This window comes from Paracoccus sp. FO-3 (assembly GCF_006386455.1).
GTDB classification, from domain to species: Bacteria; Pseudomonadota; Alphaproteobacteria; order Rhodobacterales; family Rhodobacteraceae; genus Paracoccus; species Paracoccus versutus.
Map to the genome: position 1 here is coordinate 1 of NZ_VCBQ01000007.1, position 14,066 is coordinate 14,066.

The following is a 14,066-nucleotide window of genomic DNA, read 5'->3' on the forward strand; positions in this document are numbered from 1 at the left end:
CCAGGGTCTCGCCCAGGCGGGCGGCGCCGATCTCGCGCAGGGCGGCGCCGCGGTCGGCGGCGATCAGCCGCTTGGCGCCGCGGATGCTGAGCCCTTCCTCGCGCATGACCTGGCAGAGGCCGGCGGCCAGCCGCACGTCCTCGGGCCGGTAATAGCGGCGGCCGTCGGCGCGTTTCACCGGCGCAAGCTGCGTGAATTGCGATTCCCAGTAGCGCAGCACATGCGGCGCGACGCCCACGAGGCGCGAGACCTCGCCGATGGATCTGAAGGCGTCGGGGGACTTGCTCATCAGCCCTTGCGCCTGTTCCCCGCCGCCACCCGATCCTTCATCAGATGCGACGGCCGGAAGGACAGCACCCGGCGCGGCGTGATCGGCACCTCTTCCCCGGTCTTGGGGTTGCGGCCGATGCGTTCGTTCTTGTCGCGGACCGAAAACGTGCCGAAGGACGAGATCTTGACCTGCTCGCCGCGCACCAGCGCATCGGAGATATGGCCAAGCACGCTTTCGACAAGCTGGGCCGATTCGTGGCGGGACAGACCCACCTCACGGAACACGGCCTCGGCCAGGTCCATGCGGGTCAGGGTAGAGTCGCTCATCTCGGAAACCTCTTGAATGGTGCGAAGGATGATTTCTTTACGGCGCCGAGTCAACAACCCCGGCCCGATTCCGTTCCCTCATCGGCCGATTTTGTTCCGCATTATTCGCGCCTTACCCGCAAGACCCCGCGCATGGCCGCCTGCGGGCTGCTTGGAATGGCGGCAATCCGCGCCTATCTTGGAAGGGAAAGGGCAAGCGGGACGGAGCTGACATGGCCGGCGGTTGGGCGCGCGACGATGCGGTGAACGAGCAGATCGAGGTTTCCACGCAGGAGGCGATCGAGCGGATGCGGCTGCGCAATGCGCAGCGCGTGGCGCAGGAAAGCGCCTTCATCTGCGAGGAATGCGACGAGCCGATCCCCGAGGCGCGGCGGCAGGCGATTCCGGGCGTCCGGCTGTGCGTGGACTGTCAATCCGGCCGCGACAAGGCCTGGCGGCCGGCGGCGGGCATCAACCGGCGCGGATCGAAGGATTCGCAGCTGAAATAGCGGCTTACCAGCGCAGCACGACCGAGCCCCAGGCGAGGCCGCCGCCGATGGCCTCGGCCACCAGCACGTCGCCCGGCTTGAAGCGGCCCTCGGCATTGGCCACCGACAGCGCCAGCGGGATCGAGGCGGCCGAGGTATTGCCGTGGTCGGCCACCGTCAGCACCACTTTTTCCATCGGCAGGCGCATGCGCTTGGCCGTGGCCTCGATGATGCGCAGGTTGGCCTGGTGCGGCACCAACCAGTCCACCTGCTCGGGCGTCAGCCCGGCGCGGTCCAGCGCGCGATGGGCGGTGTCGGCCAGCTTTTCGACGGCGTGGCGGAAGACCAGGTTGCCCTGCATGCGCAGATGCCCGGCGGTGCCGGTGCTGGCCACGCCGCCGTCGACATAGAGCAGGTCGCGATATTGCCCGTCGCTGTTCAGGTCGGTCGCGAGGATTCCGCGGTCGGCGGAGGTGCCCTGGCCCTCGGCCGCCTCCAGCACCACGGCGCCGGCGCCGTCGCCGAACAGCACGCAAGTGCCGCGGTCGGTCCAGTCCATGATCCGGCTGAAGGTCTCGGCCCCGATCAGCAGCACGCGATCGGCAAGCCCGGCGCGGATCATCGCATCGGCATTGGCCAGCGCATAGACGAAGCCGGCGCAGACCGCCTGCAGGTCATAGGCGAAGCCCCGGCGCATGCCCAGCCCGGCCTGCACCATGGTCGCGACCGAGGGGAAGGTCAGGTCGGGGGTCGAGGTGGCCACGATCACCGCGTCGATCTGTCCGGCGTCGAGCCCGGCATCGGCCAGCGCCGCCTGCGCGGCCAGGATGCCCAGGTCGCTGGTGCGCTGGTCCTCGGCGGCGAAATGGCGCCGCTCGATGCCGGTGCGGGCGCGGATCCATTCGTCGCTGGTGTCCAGCTTGTCCTCGAACCAGCTGTTCTCGACCACGCGCTCGGGCAGGTAATGGCCGGTTCCCCGGACGATCGCACGCCGCATCAGGACGCCTCGCTTTCCTTGCTGCCGTTGATTTGGCCGGCCGCCGCGACGGATTGCGCCACGCGCGCCGCCAGCCGGTCCTGAAAGCCGGATTGCGCCAGCCGGAAGGCCAGCTTGATCGCCGCCGAGACGCCGGTGGCATCGGCCGAGCCGTGCGATTTCACCACCGTCCCGTTCAGGCCCAGGAAGACGCCGCCGTTGACGCGGCGCGGGTCGATGCGCTTTTGCAGCCGCCGGAGCGAGCCCATGGCCAGCAGCGCCGCGAATTTCGACAGCACGGACTTGCCGAAGGCTTCCTTGAGCAGCTCGCCCACCAGCTTTGCCGTGCCCTCGCCGGTCTTCAGCGCGACATTGCCGGTGAAGCCGTCGGTCACGATCACGTCGACGCGGGCCGAGGGCAGGTCGCCGCCCTCGACGAAGCCGACATAGTCGAAATTCGCCGCCTGCGCCGTGGTGGGGATCAGCTCATGCGCCTGTTTCAGCTCGGGCCGGCCCTTGTGGTCCTCGGTCCCGACGTTCAGCAGGCCGACGCGCGGCCGCTCGAGCCCGAAGCCGTTGCGGGCATAGGAGGCGCCCATCAGCGCATAGGTCAGCAAGTCCTGCGCATCGGCGCGGATGTCGGCGCCGACGTCGAGCATGACGTTGAAGCCCTGCGGGTTGCGCGAGGGCCAGAGGCAGGCGATGGCGGGGCGGTTCACGCCGGGCAGCTTGCGCAGCCGCAGCATCGAAAGCGCCATCAGTGCGCCGGTATTGCCGCAGGAGACGGCGGCCGTCGCCTCGCCCCGGCGCACCGATTCGAGGGCGGACCACATCGAGGTGCCCTCGCCCTTGCGCAGCACCTGGCTGGGCTTGTCGCCCATGGTGACGACGCCGGCGGCGTCGCGGATGTCGCAACGCCGGGCCAGATCGCCGCGGCGGGCGATCAGCCGTTCCAGCTCGGCCCGCGGGCCGTGGACGATGAAGCGGATGTCGGGATTCTTGCTGGCGCTTTCGGCCATGCCGGCGACCACCGTCGCCGGGCCGCGGTCGCCGCCCATCGCGTCAACGGAGATCACCACGCCGCCCCCGTCGCCAGGGGCGCGAGGCAGAGTGCTGGAATCTGCCGAAGCCATATCCGCGGTCGGTCCGCTCAGGCCGCGTCTTCGTCCAGGTCGACCTCATTGGCCTGCGCCACGACCTCGCGGTCGGCATAATGGCCGCAGGAGGGGCAGACGTGATGCGGACGCTTCAGCTCGCCGCAGTTGGGGCATTCGTTCGGGTTGCCGGCGACGAGCGCATCATGCGAACGGCGCATGTTGCGGCGGGAGCGGGTAACTCGGTTCTGAGGGACGGCCATGTCTCAACCTCAAGGGGTTCGGGGGGCAACCAGCCTGGGCGGCCCCGGATTCGGTGTTCTTGTCTGGGGCGGGCATAGGCCACTGGAGCGTTGGCCGCAAGTCGCGAAAACTGCTCGCAAAGCGGGGGCCGCGGTCCGGGATTCCCCCGCCGGTCGAATGAAGGCGGCAAAATAGCGGGATTTTCGTATTGCGCAAGGGAAAACTGCAAGGGAAGCGGCGCATGCGCGCCGCTGCCTCCGGCGGGGATATTTAAGCAGGAAGAAGCCGGGCGCCAGTGGGGCGGGCCGGGTTCAGCGGCCGAGCTTGGCGTGGACTTCCTCGAGGTCGATCTCGTTTCTGGGCAGCTTGTTGTCCGGGTCGTCGAAGTCGTATTTGAAGAGCTGGAAGTCCTTCTTGTAGATTTCCCAGACCAGGTGGCGCGACAGGTCGTCGAAATAGGCGCTGACCTTGTGGGCGCGCTTGGGGCCGTGGCCTTCGGATTCGTTGAACCTGGGCACGTCCTTCACCTTCAGCCGCACGGGGGTCGGCGCGGCGTCCAGCACCTTCTGCATGCCCTCGTCGAATTTCTCGGTGAAGAGGATCTGGTCGTAGCGCCCGCCGTTGACGATGAAGGTGGCGACATGGCCCGAGACGGCCGACCAGTGGATGTCCGGCTCCATCGGCCGGCGCCAGCGGATGGTGTCGCGCGCAAACAGCAGGAAGCGGCGGAAGCTGGCGACCTGGTCGAATTCGAAGCCGTTCTCGGGGCTGCCGACGTCGACGCCGTAGCGTTGCATCAGTTCCGGCACCAGGTTGCTGCGGTAACGCTTGCCGTTGCGCTGGATACCCGCGATCTTGTCGAAGAACGAGGACAGGATGCGCGCATAGGGGTTGCGCACGTAGGTGAAGGTCAGCGCCTTGTGCGCCGCCACGTTCGCCTCGATCAGCGGCTGGCTTTCGGGCTGGTTCCACTTGTGCAACCCGGTGGTGGCGTCGTGGATGTCGCCGTCGAAATAGCGGCCGTGGTCGGAATAGAACATGATCTGCCCGATCGAGGAGCAGGCGCATTTCGGGACGACGCGATAGACCATGCTTTCGCTTTCCGTCATCCACGTTCCTGGAAAACCCATAACTCTCATTCCCTTTACAAAGACTATGCCGGCCGCGGCGGATATGCCGGCGGGTTGCCCCTTCGGCCAAAATCGGTAAGGACACAATGCAAATCACCGGCAGAGTTTCAACCAGTGTGAGCATTGCCCGCGTGAAGCGGACAAGATGGGTAACGAGATGGCGCGTATTGCCTTTATTCTGCTGTGCCACAAGGATCCCGAGGGCGTGGTGGCGCAGGCTCGCCGGCTGACCGCCTCGGGCGATTACGTGGCGATCCATTTCGACGGCCGGGCCAATCCGCGCGACTACGAGCTGATCCGGGCGGCGCTGGCCGACAACGCCTCGGTGGTCTTTGCGCAGCGGCGCTGGAAATGCGGCTGGGGCGAATGGTCGCTGGTCGGCGCCACGCTGGAGGCGGTGCGCGCCGCCGTCGCCGCCTTTCCGCGGGCCACGCATTTCTACATGCTCTCGGGCGATTGCATGCCGATCAAGTCGGCCGAATATGCCCATGGCCTGCTGGACGGCGAGGATTGCGACTATATCGAGAGCTTCGATTTCTTCGAATCGGACTGGATCAAGACCGGCTTCAAGGAAGAGCGGCTGGTCTACCGGCACTGGTTCAACGAGCGCACGCAGAAATGGCTGTTCTATGCCAGCTACGATTTGCAGAAGCGATTCGGCCTGCGGCGCCGGGTGCCGGCCGACATCCAGGTCATGATCGGGTCGCAATGGTGGTGCCTGCGCCGCCTGACCGTCGAGAAGGTGCTGGATTTCTGCGCCAGCCGGCCGGACGTGATGCGCTTCTTCTCGACCACCTGGATCCCGGACGAGACCTTCTTCCAGACCGTCGTACCCCATGTCGTGCCGCGGCGCGAGATCCGCACCCGCACGCTGACCTACCTGATCTTCACCGACTACGGCATGCCGGTGACTTTCTACAACGATCATTACGACCTGCTGATGGGGCAGAACTACCTGTTCGCCCGCAAGATCAGCCCCGAGGCGATCCGGCTGCGCGAGCGGCTGGGCGCGCTTTGGGCGGCCAGCGGCGTGCATTTCCCGATCTCGAACGAGGCGACGGGGCTGTTTCGCTTCCTGACCGGGCGGGGCCGGGTCGGGCGGCGCTTCGGCCAGCGGTTCTGGGAGGCCGAGGGCAGCCTGGGCCGCGACAACACGCTGCTGCTGGTGGTGGCCAAGAAATGGCATGTCGCCAAGCGGCTGACCGCGGCGATCCGGGCGCATACGCCGATTCCGGCGGTGGACTACCTGTTCAACGAGCCCGAGGCGCATCTGCCCGACCTGGGCGGGGTCGAGACCACGGTCGAGAAGCGCGACCGGCACCGGCGCGCGCTGATCCGGCTGCTGTTCCAGCATTTCGAATCGAACCGGCTGGTCTTGTGCCTGGACCCCTCGGCGCTGTATCTGATCCAGGATCTGACCTCGGACAAGGCCGATACCCGCGTCCTGCTGGTGGATTCCGAATTCGACGACGATTACCTGCGCGGCCATATCGCCCGCGTGGGGCTGGCCGGGAGCGAGACCGCCCCCGAGGTGATCGAACGGCTGCTGCCCATGGTGCGCGCCGACCTGGAACACGAGGCCGAGCGGCTGCGCGACATGGATTTCCCCGGCTTCCATTCCATCGCGCCCTGGCGGCCGGTCGCCGAGAATACCGCGCAACTGGCGCGTTTCCTGGATCTGCCGGCCGAGACCGCGCTGGCGCTTGCCCGGACCGACCACCTGTTCAGCGACTGAGGAGAGAGCCATGCCCGCCTATGACGACAGCAATATCTTCGCCCGCATCCTGCGCGGCGAGATCCCCAACGACACCGTGCTGGAGACCGAGCATACGCTGGTCTTCCGCGACATCCGGCCGCAGGCGCCGGTGCATGTGCTGGCGATCCCCAAGGGGGCCTATGTCAGCTACGACGATTTCGCCGCCAATGCCTCGGATGCCGAGATCGTGGATTTCCACCGCGCCCTGGCCAGGGTGGCGCGCGAGCTGGGCGTGGCGCTGGATGGCGGGCTGGGCTTCCGCGCCATCACCAATGCCGGCGAGCATGGCGTGCAGGAGGTGCCGCATTTCCACATGCACATCCTGGGCGGCCGGCCGATGGGCCGCATGGTTCAGCCGGGCTGAGGCGCCGGGCGCGAGGTCAGCTGGACGAAGACGTCCTCGAGGTCCGGCGCCTCGACCGCGAGGTCGCGGATCGGCAGGCCCGCGGCGCGCAGCGCGTCGATCAGCCCGTCCGTCGGGATGCGCGAGGGCGCATAGCTGAGCGCGAGCCGGCCGTCCCCGCGCCGTTCGGCCCGCACGCCCTCGGGCAGGGCGGGCAAGGCGCGGGCCTCGCCGGTATCGACGACCAGCGTCTTGGAATCGGCGCGGCCGAGCAGGGCGGCGGTATCCTCGCACAGGATCAGCTCGCCATGGTCGATGATGGCGATGCGGTCGCACATCTCCTCGGCCTCTTCCAGGTAATGCGTGGTCAGGATGATGGTCATGCCCTGGTCGTTCAGCCGGCGCACGTTGCGCCACAGCATCTCGCGCAGATGGATGTCGACGCCGGCGGTGGGTTCGTCGAGGACCAGGATCTGCGGCCGATGCACCAGCGCCTTGGCCAGGAGCAGCCGCCGCTTCATGCCGCCCGAGAGATGGCGCGAATAGCTTTCCGCCTGTTCGGTCAGCCCGACGAGTTCGAGCAGTTCGTCGGTCCAGCGCTCGCGCTTGGGCACGCCGTAGAGTCCGGCCTGCACCTCGAGGCTGGCGCGGGGGGTCAGGAAGGGGTCGATGTTGAGTTCCTGCGGCATGACGCCGATGGCGGCGCGGGACTGGCGCGGGTTCACGTCCTGGTCGAAGCCCCAGATCATCACCTTGCCGGCGGACTTGCGCACCAGCCCGGCCAGGATGTTGATCGTGGTCGACTTGCCGGCGCCGTTGGGCCCGAGCAGGCCGAAGATCGAGCCGGCGGGGATCGCGAGGTCCAGTCCCTTGACCGCCTGTTTCGCCGGCGCCTGGCCGGCGGCGGCATAGGTCTTGGTCAGGCCGCTGATTTCGATGGCGTTCGGGCTTTGCTGGGGGGCTGGCATCGGCTCTTCGCGTTCATTATGATCGCCGCCGGTTTAACCCCGTTTGTCGTCAGAGCTCAAGGAACCGCCATGACCATTCCGGCCCCCGAGATCCAGACCGTCACCTCCTGGAAGGTCGCCTGCGACGGCGACGAGAAGCGGGGCCTCGGTCATCCGCGCGTCTGGCTGGCCATTCCGCGCGATACCGGCTGGGTCGAATGCGGCTATTGCGACAAGCGCTTCGTCATCGACCGCGAACACGCGCACGACGACCACTGAAGCTCGGCTGCCGCCTGGGCCCGCCCGCCGCGGCGGCTTTCCCAGGTGGCCCCAGGCGGCCCCAGGCGGCAATGCCCGGCCGGCCGGGGCGTTGCGACGCCTCCGGCGGGGGTATTTTCAAACGGAGAAAGCCGGGCCGCGCGGCCTTGGCCCCAGGGCCGCTTCGTGGCATCAAGGCGGGCGAATGCAAGAGCAGGGGGCGCGCACATATGACGGACGGATTCGGCAAGGGCCATCACCTCCACCTGATCGACGGCTCGGCCTTCATCTTTCGCGCCTATCACGCGCTGCCGCCGCTGACCCGGCGCTCGGACGGGCTTCCCATCGGGGCGGTGGCGGGTTTTTGCAACATGGTCTGGAAATACCTGCAGGACGGCAAGGGCTCGGACCAGCCGACCCATGCCGCGGTGATCTTCGACCATTCGGCGCGCACCTTCCGCAACGACATCTATCCGCTCTACAAGGCCAACCGGCCCGAGCCGCCCGAAGACCTGCGGCCGCAGTTCCCGTTGACCCGCGAGGCGACGCGGGCCTTCAACATCGCCTGCATCGAGACCGAGGGTTTCGAGGCCGACGACATCATCGCGAGCCTTGCCTGCCAGGCGCGGGACGCGGGCGGTCGGGTGACGATCATCAGCAGCGACAAGGACCTGATGCAGCTGGTCGGCGGCGGGGTCGAGATGATGGACCCGATCAAGGGCAAGCCCATCGGCCCCGACGAGGTGCGCGAGAAATTCGGCGTCGGCCCCGAGCGGGTGGTGGATGTGCAGGCCCTGGCCGGCGATTCCATCGACAACGTGCCGGGCGCACCGGGAATCGGCATCAAGACCGCCGCGCAACTGATTGACGAATACGGCGACCTGGAGAGCCTGCTGGCGCGGGCGGAGGAGATCAGGCAGCCCAAGCGGCGGCAGACGCTGATCGACCATGCCGAGCAGATCCGCATCTCGAAGCGGCTGGTCGAGCTGGATTGCCGCATGGCGCTGGACTTCACCCTGGAGAGCCTGGAGATCCGCGAGCCCGATCCCGAGGCGCTGCTGGATTTCCTGGTTCGGATGGAGCTGCGCACCCTGACCAAGCGCGTGGCCGAGCGGTTCGGCGCCGAGCCGCCGAGCATGGCCGAGGCGGCGCCGGTGCCGGCCGCCGTGGCCGGGAGCGGGGCGGGGAGCGGGGCCGGGACGGGGGCCGCGCCGGCGGCCGAACTGCCGGCGATCGACCGCAGCCTTTATGTCACCATCCGCGACGAGGCGGTGCTGGCCGAATGGCTGGCCGAGATCGCCGAAAAGGGCGTGGTCGCCATCGACACCGAGACCACCGGGCTCGACGAGATGCAGGCCGAACTGGTCGGGGTCTCGCTTTGCACCGGGCCGGGGCGGGCGGCCTATCTGCCGCTGGGCCATGTCGACGGCGCGGCGGACCTGTTCGGCTCGGGCGCGCGGGTCGAGGGGCAGATGGACCGGGAGCGGGCGCTGGCCATGCTCAAGCCGGTGCTTGAGGACCCCTCGGTGCTGAAGATCGGCCAGAACGTCAAGTACGACTGGAAGCTTCTGGCCCGCCACGGCATCCGCATGGCGCCGCTGGACGACACCATGCTGCTGTCCTATGCGCTGAATGCCGGGGCGCACAACCACGGCATGGACGAGCTGGCGGACCTGTACCTGGGCCATCGCTGCCTGCCGATCAAGGATCTGATCGGCTCGGGCAAGGCGCAAATCAATTTCTCGCAGGTGACGATCGACAAGGCCAGCGAATATGCCGCCGAGGATGCCGAAGTGACCTGGCGGCTCTGGCATCACCTGCGCCCGAAGCTGGCGCCGAACCATGTCACCACCGCCTATGAGCGGCTGGAGCGGCCGATGATCGCGGTGCTGGCCGATATGGAGATGGCGGGCATCCGCATCGATTCCGAGCATCTCAAGCGCATGTCCAACGCCTTTGCCCAGAAGATGGCGGGGCTGGAGGCCGAGATCCACGAGCTGGCCGGCGGGCCCTTCAACGTCGGCAGCCCCAAGCAGCTGGGCGAGATCCTGTTCCAGCGCATGGGCCTGGCCGGGGGCAAGCAGGGCAAGACCGGCGCCTTTTCCACCGGGGCCGAGGTGCTGGAGGACCTGGCCGCCGAGGGGCACGAGCTGCCGGCGCGGGTGCTGGACTGGCGGGCGATCTCGAAGCTGAAATCGACCTATACCGATGCGCTGCCCCTGCATGTGAACCCCGAGACCGGGCGGGTCCATACCTGCTATTCCATCGCCGGGGCGCAGACCGGCCGGCTGGCCTCGACCGATCCGAACCTGCAGAACATCCCGGTCAGGACCGACGAGGGGCGGCGCATCCGCGAAGCCTTCGTCGCCGGGCCGGGGATGCGGATCGTCAGCCTGGACTACAGCCAGATCGAGCTGCGGATTCTTGCGCATGTGGCGCAGATCCCGGCGCTGAAGCAGGCGTTCCGCGACGGCATCGACATCCATGCCATGACCGCGAGCCAGATGTTCGGCGTGCCGGTCGAGGGCATGGACCCGATGATCCGCCGCCGCGCCAAGGCGATCAACTTCGGGGTGATCTATGGCATCTCGGGCTTTGGCCTGGCGCGCAACCTGCGCATTCCGCGGGCCGAGGCGCAGGCCTTCATCGACACCTATTTCGAGCGTTTCCCCGAGATCCGCGCCTATATGGACCGCACCGTCGCCGGGGCCAAGCAGGACGGTTTCGTGCGCACCCTGTTCGGGCGGCGGATCATGACGCCGGGCATCAACCAGTCCGGGCCGGCGGCCGGCGGGGCGCGGCGGGCGGCGATCAACGCGCCGATCCAGGGTGCGGCCGCCGACATCATCCGCCGCGCCATGATCCGCATGCCAGAGGCGATCGGCCACCTGCCGGCCCGGATGCTGCTTCAGGTGCATGACGAACTGGTCTTCGAGGTTGAGGAATCTGCCGTGCCCGAACTGGTCGCGGCGGCCCGCGGCGTCATGCAGGGCGCGGCCGATCCCGCGGTCCGGCTGGACGTGCCGCTGATCGTCGATGCCGGGCAGGGGGCGAACTGGGCCGAGGCGCATTGAGCGGCGGCGGTCGCGTGGGTGGCGCGGCCGCAGGGGTATTTGGGGAACGAAGAAGCCGGCGAAGGAGGGCGGGATGGGCCATTCGCATTCGCATGACGGCGGGCACGGGCATTCGCACCTGCCGGGCGGGGTGGGCGACGGCGCCATCCTGATTGCGGTGGTGGTCAATTTGGCGCTGACGGGGGCGCAGATCCTGGGCGGCTATGTCGCCGATTCCACGGCGCTGATCGCGGATGGGGTGCATAATCTCTCGGATGCGCTGGCGCTGGTGCTGGCCTTTGGCGCCCGGCGGCTGGCGCGGCGGCCCGCCAGTCCCGAGATGAGCTATGGCTGGGGCCGGGCCGAGATCGTCGCGGCCTTCGTCAATTACATCGCGCTGATCGCCATCTCGGCCTGGCTGGGGATCGAGGCGCTGGGGCGGCTCGCCCATCCGCCGCAGGTCGCGGGCGGGCTGGTCATGGCGCTGGCGGGTTTCGCGCTGGTGGTGGATGCGCTGACCGCGGCGCTGGTCTGGCGGGCGTCGCGCGAGAGCGTGAACATTCGCGCGGCCTTCCTGCACAACCTGGCCGATGCGGCGGTCTCGGTCGCGGTGCTCCTGGGCGGGGCGCTGATCTGGGCTTTCGGCTGGCAGATCGCCGATCCGATCCTGACGCTGCTGATCTCGGCGGTGATCCTGTGGCATATCGGGCGGGAGATCGGGCCGGTGATGCGCATGCTGATGCTGGCCGCGCCCGCCGGGGTCGATCACGCGGCGCTGGCCCGCGCCATGGCCGCGGTCGAGGGCGTGGCGGGCGCCCATCACCTGCACCTGTGGCAGATCGACGAGCGGCGCAACGCGCTATCGGCGCATCTGGTGCTGCGCGCGGGGGCCGATCCGGCGCAGGCGGTGCGCCGGGTCAAGGCCTTGCTGCAGCGCGACTTCGGCCTCGGCCATGCCACCATCGAGACCGAGCGCGAGGGCGAGCCCTGCGGCGACCGGGATGACGGCCACGGCCATCATCCGCATTAGATCGCGGCGGAATGGCCCGATGCCGCCATGTCGTAGCCGTCGAACATGCGCGCGATCATCCGGGTCAGCGGCCGCCCCTTGGGCGTGATGCGCAGGCCCGCGGCATCGGCCTCGACCATCTCGCCGAAATGCGCGGCGACGGGGGCGAAGACCTGGGCCAGGCGGTCGGCGTCGAAGCCGTGGTCACGGATGAATTCCTCGGCCCGGATCTCGAAATCGCACATCAGCGCCTCGATCATGCGCGAGCGCCAGCGGTCCTCGGCGGTGAAGGCGTGGCCGCGCGTGGTCGAGAAGCGCCCGTCGCGGATCCTGGCCAGATGGGCGCCGGTGGCCGGGGCGTTCTGCGCATAGCCCTGCGGGAAGCGCGAGATCGACGAGGCGCCCAGCCCCACCAGCACCTCGGCCCGGTCGTCGGTATAGCCCTGGAAGTTGCGCCGCAGGAGCCCGGCCTTTTGCGCGCGGGCCAGCCCGTCGCCGGGGCGGGCGAAATGGTCGATGCCGATCTCGTCATAGCCGTCGGCCAGGAACAGCTCGCGCGCGGTTTCGAACAGCCGCAGCCGGCCATAGGGGTCGGGCAGGGCCTCGGAGGGGATCATCACCTGCCGCTTGGCCATCCAGGGCACATGGGCATAGCCGTAAAGCGCCACCCGGTCGGGCGAGAGCGCCAGGAGCTTCTGCACCGATTCGGCGATCTTGCGCGGGTTCTGGTTGGGCAGGCCATAGAGGATGTCCGCGTTCAGGCTGGCGATGCCGCGGTCGCGGATCATGTCCACGGCGCGTTTCGTCACCTCGAAGCTTTGTTCGCGGCCGATGATCTTCTGGATCTCGGGGTCGAAATCCTGCACCCCGATCGAGGCGCGGGTCAGCCCGGCCTCGGCCAGCGCGTCCATGCGGGCCTCGTCGATCTCGTTCGGGTCGATCTCGACCGAGAACTCGGCGCCCTCGGCCAGCGGGAAGGCGCCGAGGACCGCGCCGGCGACCAGCCGCATCATCTCGGCCGGCATCAGCGTGGGGGTGCCGCCGCCCCAATGCAGCCGCGACAGCCTGACGCCGGGGGCGAGCGCGGATTTCAGCATGTCCAGTTCCGCCAGCAGCGCCTTGGCATAGGCGCGCACCGGCTCGTCGGATTGCGTGCCCTGGGTGCGGCAGGCGCAGAACCAGCACAGCCGCCGGCAGAACGGCACATGCATGTAGAGCGAGATCGCCGCGCCGGCGGGGATTGCCGCGACCCAGTCGCGGAAGACCGGCTCGCCCACGGCGGGGGTGAAATGCGGCGCGGTGGGGTAGCTGGTATAGCGCGGCACGCGCGCGTCAAACAGTCCGAGCCGCTCAAGTTGCGATTGTTGTTCCATGTTGCTATATCTAGCGTTGAACACGCGCCGGAACCTTGACCCAAATCAAATGCCACATGACGCCGCCCTCTGCGCGACGCAGCAGCCCTGCGAAATCTGCCCCATTCGGTATCGGGCCGTCTGCGCGCATTGCGAAGGCGACGAACTGGCCGAACTGGAGGGCATGAAGTTCTATCGCCGCTACGAGGCGGGACAGGTCGTGGTCTGGGCCGGCGACCGGATGGACTTCGTGGCCTCGGTGGTCGCCGGCATGGCCGGGCTGACCCAGCAGCTCGAGGACGGGCGCACGCAGATGGTCGGCCTGCTTCTGCCCAGCGACTTCCTGGGCCGGCCGGGGCGCGAGATGGCGACCTATACCGTCACCGCGACCAGCAACCTGGTGCTGTGCTGTTTCCGCCGCAAACCCTTTGAAAAGCTGCTGATCGACAATCCCCGCATCGCCAGCCGGCTTCTGGAGATGACGCTGGACGAGCTGGACGCCGCCCGCGACTGGCTGCTGCTCTTGGGCCGCAAATCCGCGCGCGAGAAGATCGCCTCGCTTCTGGTGATCCTGGCCCGGCGCGAGGCGGCGCTGATCAAGCGCCGGCCCGAAGGCCGCATCGCCATCGAACTGCCGCTGACGCGCGAGGCGATGGCGGATTACCTGGGCCTGACGCTGGAGACGGTGAGCCGGCAGATGAGCGCGCTGAAGCGCGAAGGGGTGATCGAGCTGGACGGCAAGCGGCGGGTGATCGTGCCCTCCTTCGTCCGGCTGGTCACGGAAAGCGGCGATGATTCGGACGGCGGGCCGCTGAGCTAGCGCGCCGCCCGCCAAGGTGCC

Annotated in this window: 15 protein-coding genes; 7 read left to right on the forward strand and 8 right to left on the reverse strand. The window is 68.3% G+C overall.

Annotated features, from left to right (window positions below):
• A partial coding sequence (locus FE811_RS02920) for a MerR family transcriptional regulator (RefSeq protein ID WP_140846600.1) occupies nucleotides 1-289 on the reverse strand: 289 nt, incomplete at its 3' end.
• Nucleotides 289-597 (reverse strand): integration host factor subunit alpha, encoded by a 309-nt coding sequence (ihfA, locus tag FE811_RS02925; protein WP_011748157.1) that lies wholly within the window; start codon nucleotides 595-597, stop codon nucleotides 289-291. The genes ihfA and FE811_RS02920, both read right to left, overlap by 1 nt.
• A 212-nt stretch (nucleotides 598-809) precedes the next feature.
• On the opposite strand from ihfA, the gene FE811_RS02930 reads away from it, so the two are divergent.
• Nucleotides 810-1,085 carry a DksA/TraR family C4-type zinc finger protein gene (locus tag FE811_RS02930; protein WP_036749548.1) on the forward strand — a complete coding sequence of 92 codons (276 nt, stop codon included), beginning with the start codon at nucleotides 810-812 and terminating at the stop codon, nucleotides 1,083-1,085.
• 4 nt (nucleotides 1,086-1,089) lie between these two features.
• Here FE811_RS02930 and FE811_RS02935 read toward each other — a convergent pair whose 3' ends face one another.
• The 4 genes from FE811_RS02935 to FE811_RS02950 form a co-directional block, all read right to left on the reverse strand.
• The gene (locus FE811_RS02935) at nucleotides 1,090-2,061 is read right to left on the reverse strand and encodes a beta-ketoacyl-ACP synthase III (protein WP_036749551.1); all 972 of its coding nucleotides are present in this window, start codon (nucleotides 2,059-2,061) and stop codon (nucleotides 1,090-1,092) included.
• A complete protein-coding gene (gene plsX, locus FE811_RS02940) occupies nucleotides 2,061-3,173 on the reverse strand; it encodes a phosphate acyltransferase PlsX (protein WP_116221066.1) in 1,113 nt (370 codons plus the stop codon). The genes FE811_RS02935 and plsX overlap by 1 nt, the downstream gene beginning before the upstream one ends.
• 17 nt (nucleotides 3,174-3,190) lie before the next feature.
• Nucleotides 3,191-3,397, reverse strand: coding sequence for a 50S ribosomal protein L32 (gene rpmF / locus FE811_RS02945; protein ID WP_010392407.1), 207 nt, complete (start codon nucleotides 3,395-3,397; stop codon nucleotides 3,191-3,193).
• A 291-nt stretch (nucleotides 3,398-3,688) separates the two neighbouring features.
• Nucleotides 3,689-4,507, reverse strand: a complete 819-nt coding sequence (locus FE811_RS02950; protein ID WP_140846605.1) for a sulfotransferase family protein — start codon at nucleotides 4,505-4,507, stop codon at nucleotides 3,689-3,691.
• 157 nt (nucleotides 4,508-4,664) lie between these two features.
• Here FE811_RS02950 and FE811_RS02955 point away from each other — a divergent pair, with 157 nt between their 5' ends.
• Together FE811_RS02955 and FE811_RS02960 are read left to right on the forward strand one after the other, a co-directional pair.
• A complete protein-coding gene (locus FE811_RS02955) occupies nucleotides 4,665-6,242 on the forward strand; it encodes a DUF5928 domain-containing protein (protein WP_036749561.1) in 1,578 nt (525 codons plus the stop codon).
• Nucleotides 6,243-6,252: 10 nt separating this feature from the next.
• The gene (locus FE811_RS02960) at nucleotides 6,253-6,627 is read left to right on the forward strand and encodes an HIT domain-containing protein (RefSeq protein ID WP_072460758.1); all 375 of its coding nucleotides are present in this window, start codon (nucleotides 6,253-6,255) and stop codon (nucleotides 6,625-6,627) included.
• Here the strand turns inward: FE811_RS02960 and FE811_RS02965 are convergent.
• Nucleotides 6,615-7,574: an ABC transporter ATP-binding protein gene (locus FE811_RS02965; protein WP_116221064.1), complete on the reverse strand. Its 960-nt coding sequence runs from the start codon at nucleotides 7,572-7,574 to the stop codon at nucleotides 6,615-6,617. The genes FE811_RS02960 and FE811_RS02965 overlap by 13 nt on opposite strands.
• A 69-nt stretch (nucleotides 7,575-7,643) precedes the next feature.
• Here FE811_RS02965 and FE811_RS02970 point away from each other — a divergent pair, with 69 nt between their 5' ends.
• From FE811_RS02970 to FE811_RS02980, 3 genes are all read left to right on the forward strand, one after another.
• Nucleotides 7,644-7,832 carry a zinc-finger domain-containing protein gene (locus tag FE811_RS02970; RefSeq protein WP_036749567.1) on the forward strand — a complete coding sequence of 63 codons (189 nt, stop codon included), beginning with the start codon at nucleotides 7,644-7,646 and terminating at the stop codon, nucleotides 7,830-7,832.
• Between the two features lie 209 nt (nucleotides 7,833-8,041).
• On the forward strand, nucleotides 8,042-10,885 hold the full coding sequence (gene polA / locus FE811_RS02975) for a DNA polymerase I (protein WP_116221063.1): 2,844 nt from the start codon (nucleotides 8,042-8,044) through the stop codon (nucleotides 10,883-10,885).
• A 73-nt stretch (nucleotides 10,886-10,958) separates the two neighbouring features.
• On the forward strand, nucleotides 10,959-11,894 hold the full coding sequence (locus FE811_RS02980) for a cation diffusion facilitator family transporter (protein ID WP_116221062.1): 936 nt from the start codon (nucleotides 10,959-10,961) through the stop codon (nucleotides 11,892-11,894).
• Here FE811_RS02980 and hemN read toward each other — a convergent pair.
• Nucleotides 11,891-13,246: an oxygen-independent coproporphyrinogen III oxidase gene (gene hemN, locus FE811_RS02985; RefSeq protein WP_116221061.1), complete on the reverse strand. Its 1,356-nt coding sequence runs from the start codon at nucleotides 13,244-13,246 to the stop codon at nucleotides 11,891-11,893. The genes FE811_RS02980 and hemN overlap by 4 nt on opposite strands.
• Before the next feature lie 49 nt (nucleotides 13,247-13,295).
• On the opposite strand from hemN, the gene fnrL reads away from it, so the two are divergent.
• Entirely contained in the window at nucleotides 13,296-14,045 is a 750-nt protein-coding gene (fnrL, locus tag FE811_RS02990; RefSeq protein ID WP_036749576.1) for a transcriptional regulator FnrL, read from the forward strand.
• Nucleotides 14,046-14,066 lie beyond the last annotated feature (21 nt).

Bases quoted from the DNA above. Each gene is read 5' to 3' on its own strand.
- ihfA (WP_011748157.1), bottom strand. From the start codon at position 597: ATGAGCGACTCTACCCTGACCCGCATGGACCTGGCCGAGGCCGTGTTC.
- FE811_RS02930 (WP_036749548.1), top strand. From the start codon at position 810: ATGGCCGGCGGTTGGGCGCGCGACGATGCGGTGAACGAGCAGATCGAG.
- FE811_RS02935 (WP_036749551.1), bottom strand. From the start codon at position 2,061: ATGCGGCGTGCGATCGTCCGGGGAACCGGCCATTACCTGCCCGAGCGC.
- plsX (WP_116221066.1), bottom strand. From the start codon at position 3,173: ATGGCTTCGGCAGATTCCAGCACTCTGCCTCGCGCCCCTGGCGACGGG.
- rpmF (WP_010392407.1), bottom strand. From the start codon at position 3,397: ATGGCCGTCCCTCAGAACCGAGTTACCCGCTCCCGCCGCAACATGCGC.
- FE811_RS02950 (WP_140846605.1), bottom strand. From the start codon at position 4,507: ATGGGTTTTCCAGGAACGTGGATGACGGAAAGCGAAAGCATGGTCTAT.
- FE811_RS02955 (WP_036749561.1), top strand. From the start codon at position 4,665: ATGGCGCGTATTGCCTTTATTCTGCTGTGCCACAAGGATCCCGAGGGC.
- FE811_RS02960 (WP_072460758.1), top strand. From the start codon at position 6,253: ATGCCCGCCTATGACGACAGCAATATCTTCGCCCGCATCCTGCGCGGC.
- FE811_RS02965 (WP_116221064.1), bottom strand. From the start codon at position 7,574: ATGCCAGCCCCCCAGCAAAGCCCGAACGCCATCGAAATCAGCGGCCTG.
- FE811_RS02970 (WP_036749567.1), top strand. From the start codon at position 7,644: ATGACCATTCCGGCCCCCGAGATCCAGACCGTCACCTCCTGGAAGGTC.
- polA (WP_116221063.1), top strand. From the start codon at position 8,042: ATGACGGACGGATTCGGCAAGGGCCATCACCTCCACCTGATCGACGGC.
- FE811_RS02980 (WP_116221062.1), top strand. From the start codon at position 10,959: ATGGGCCATTCGCATTCGCATGACGGCGGGCACGGGCATTCGCACCTG.
- hemN (WP_116221061.1), bottom strand. From the start codon at position 13,246: ATGGAACAACAATCGCAACTTGAGCGGCTCGGACTGTTTGACGCGCGC.
- fnrL (WP_036749576.1), top strand. From the start codon at position 13,296: ATGCCACATGACGCCGCCCTCTGCGCGACGCAGCAGCCCTGCGAAATC.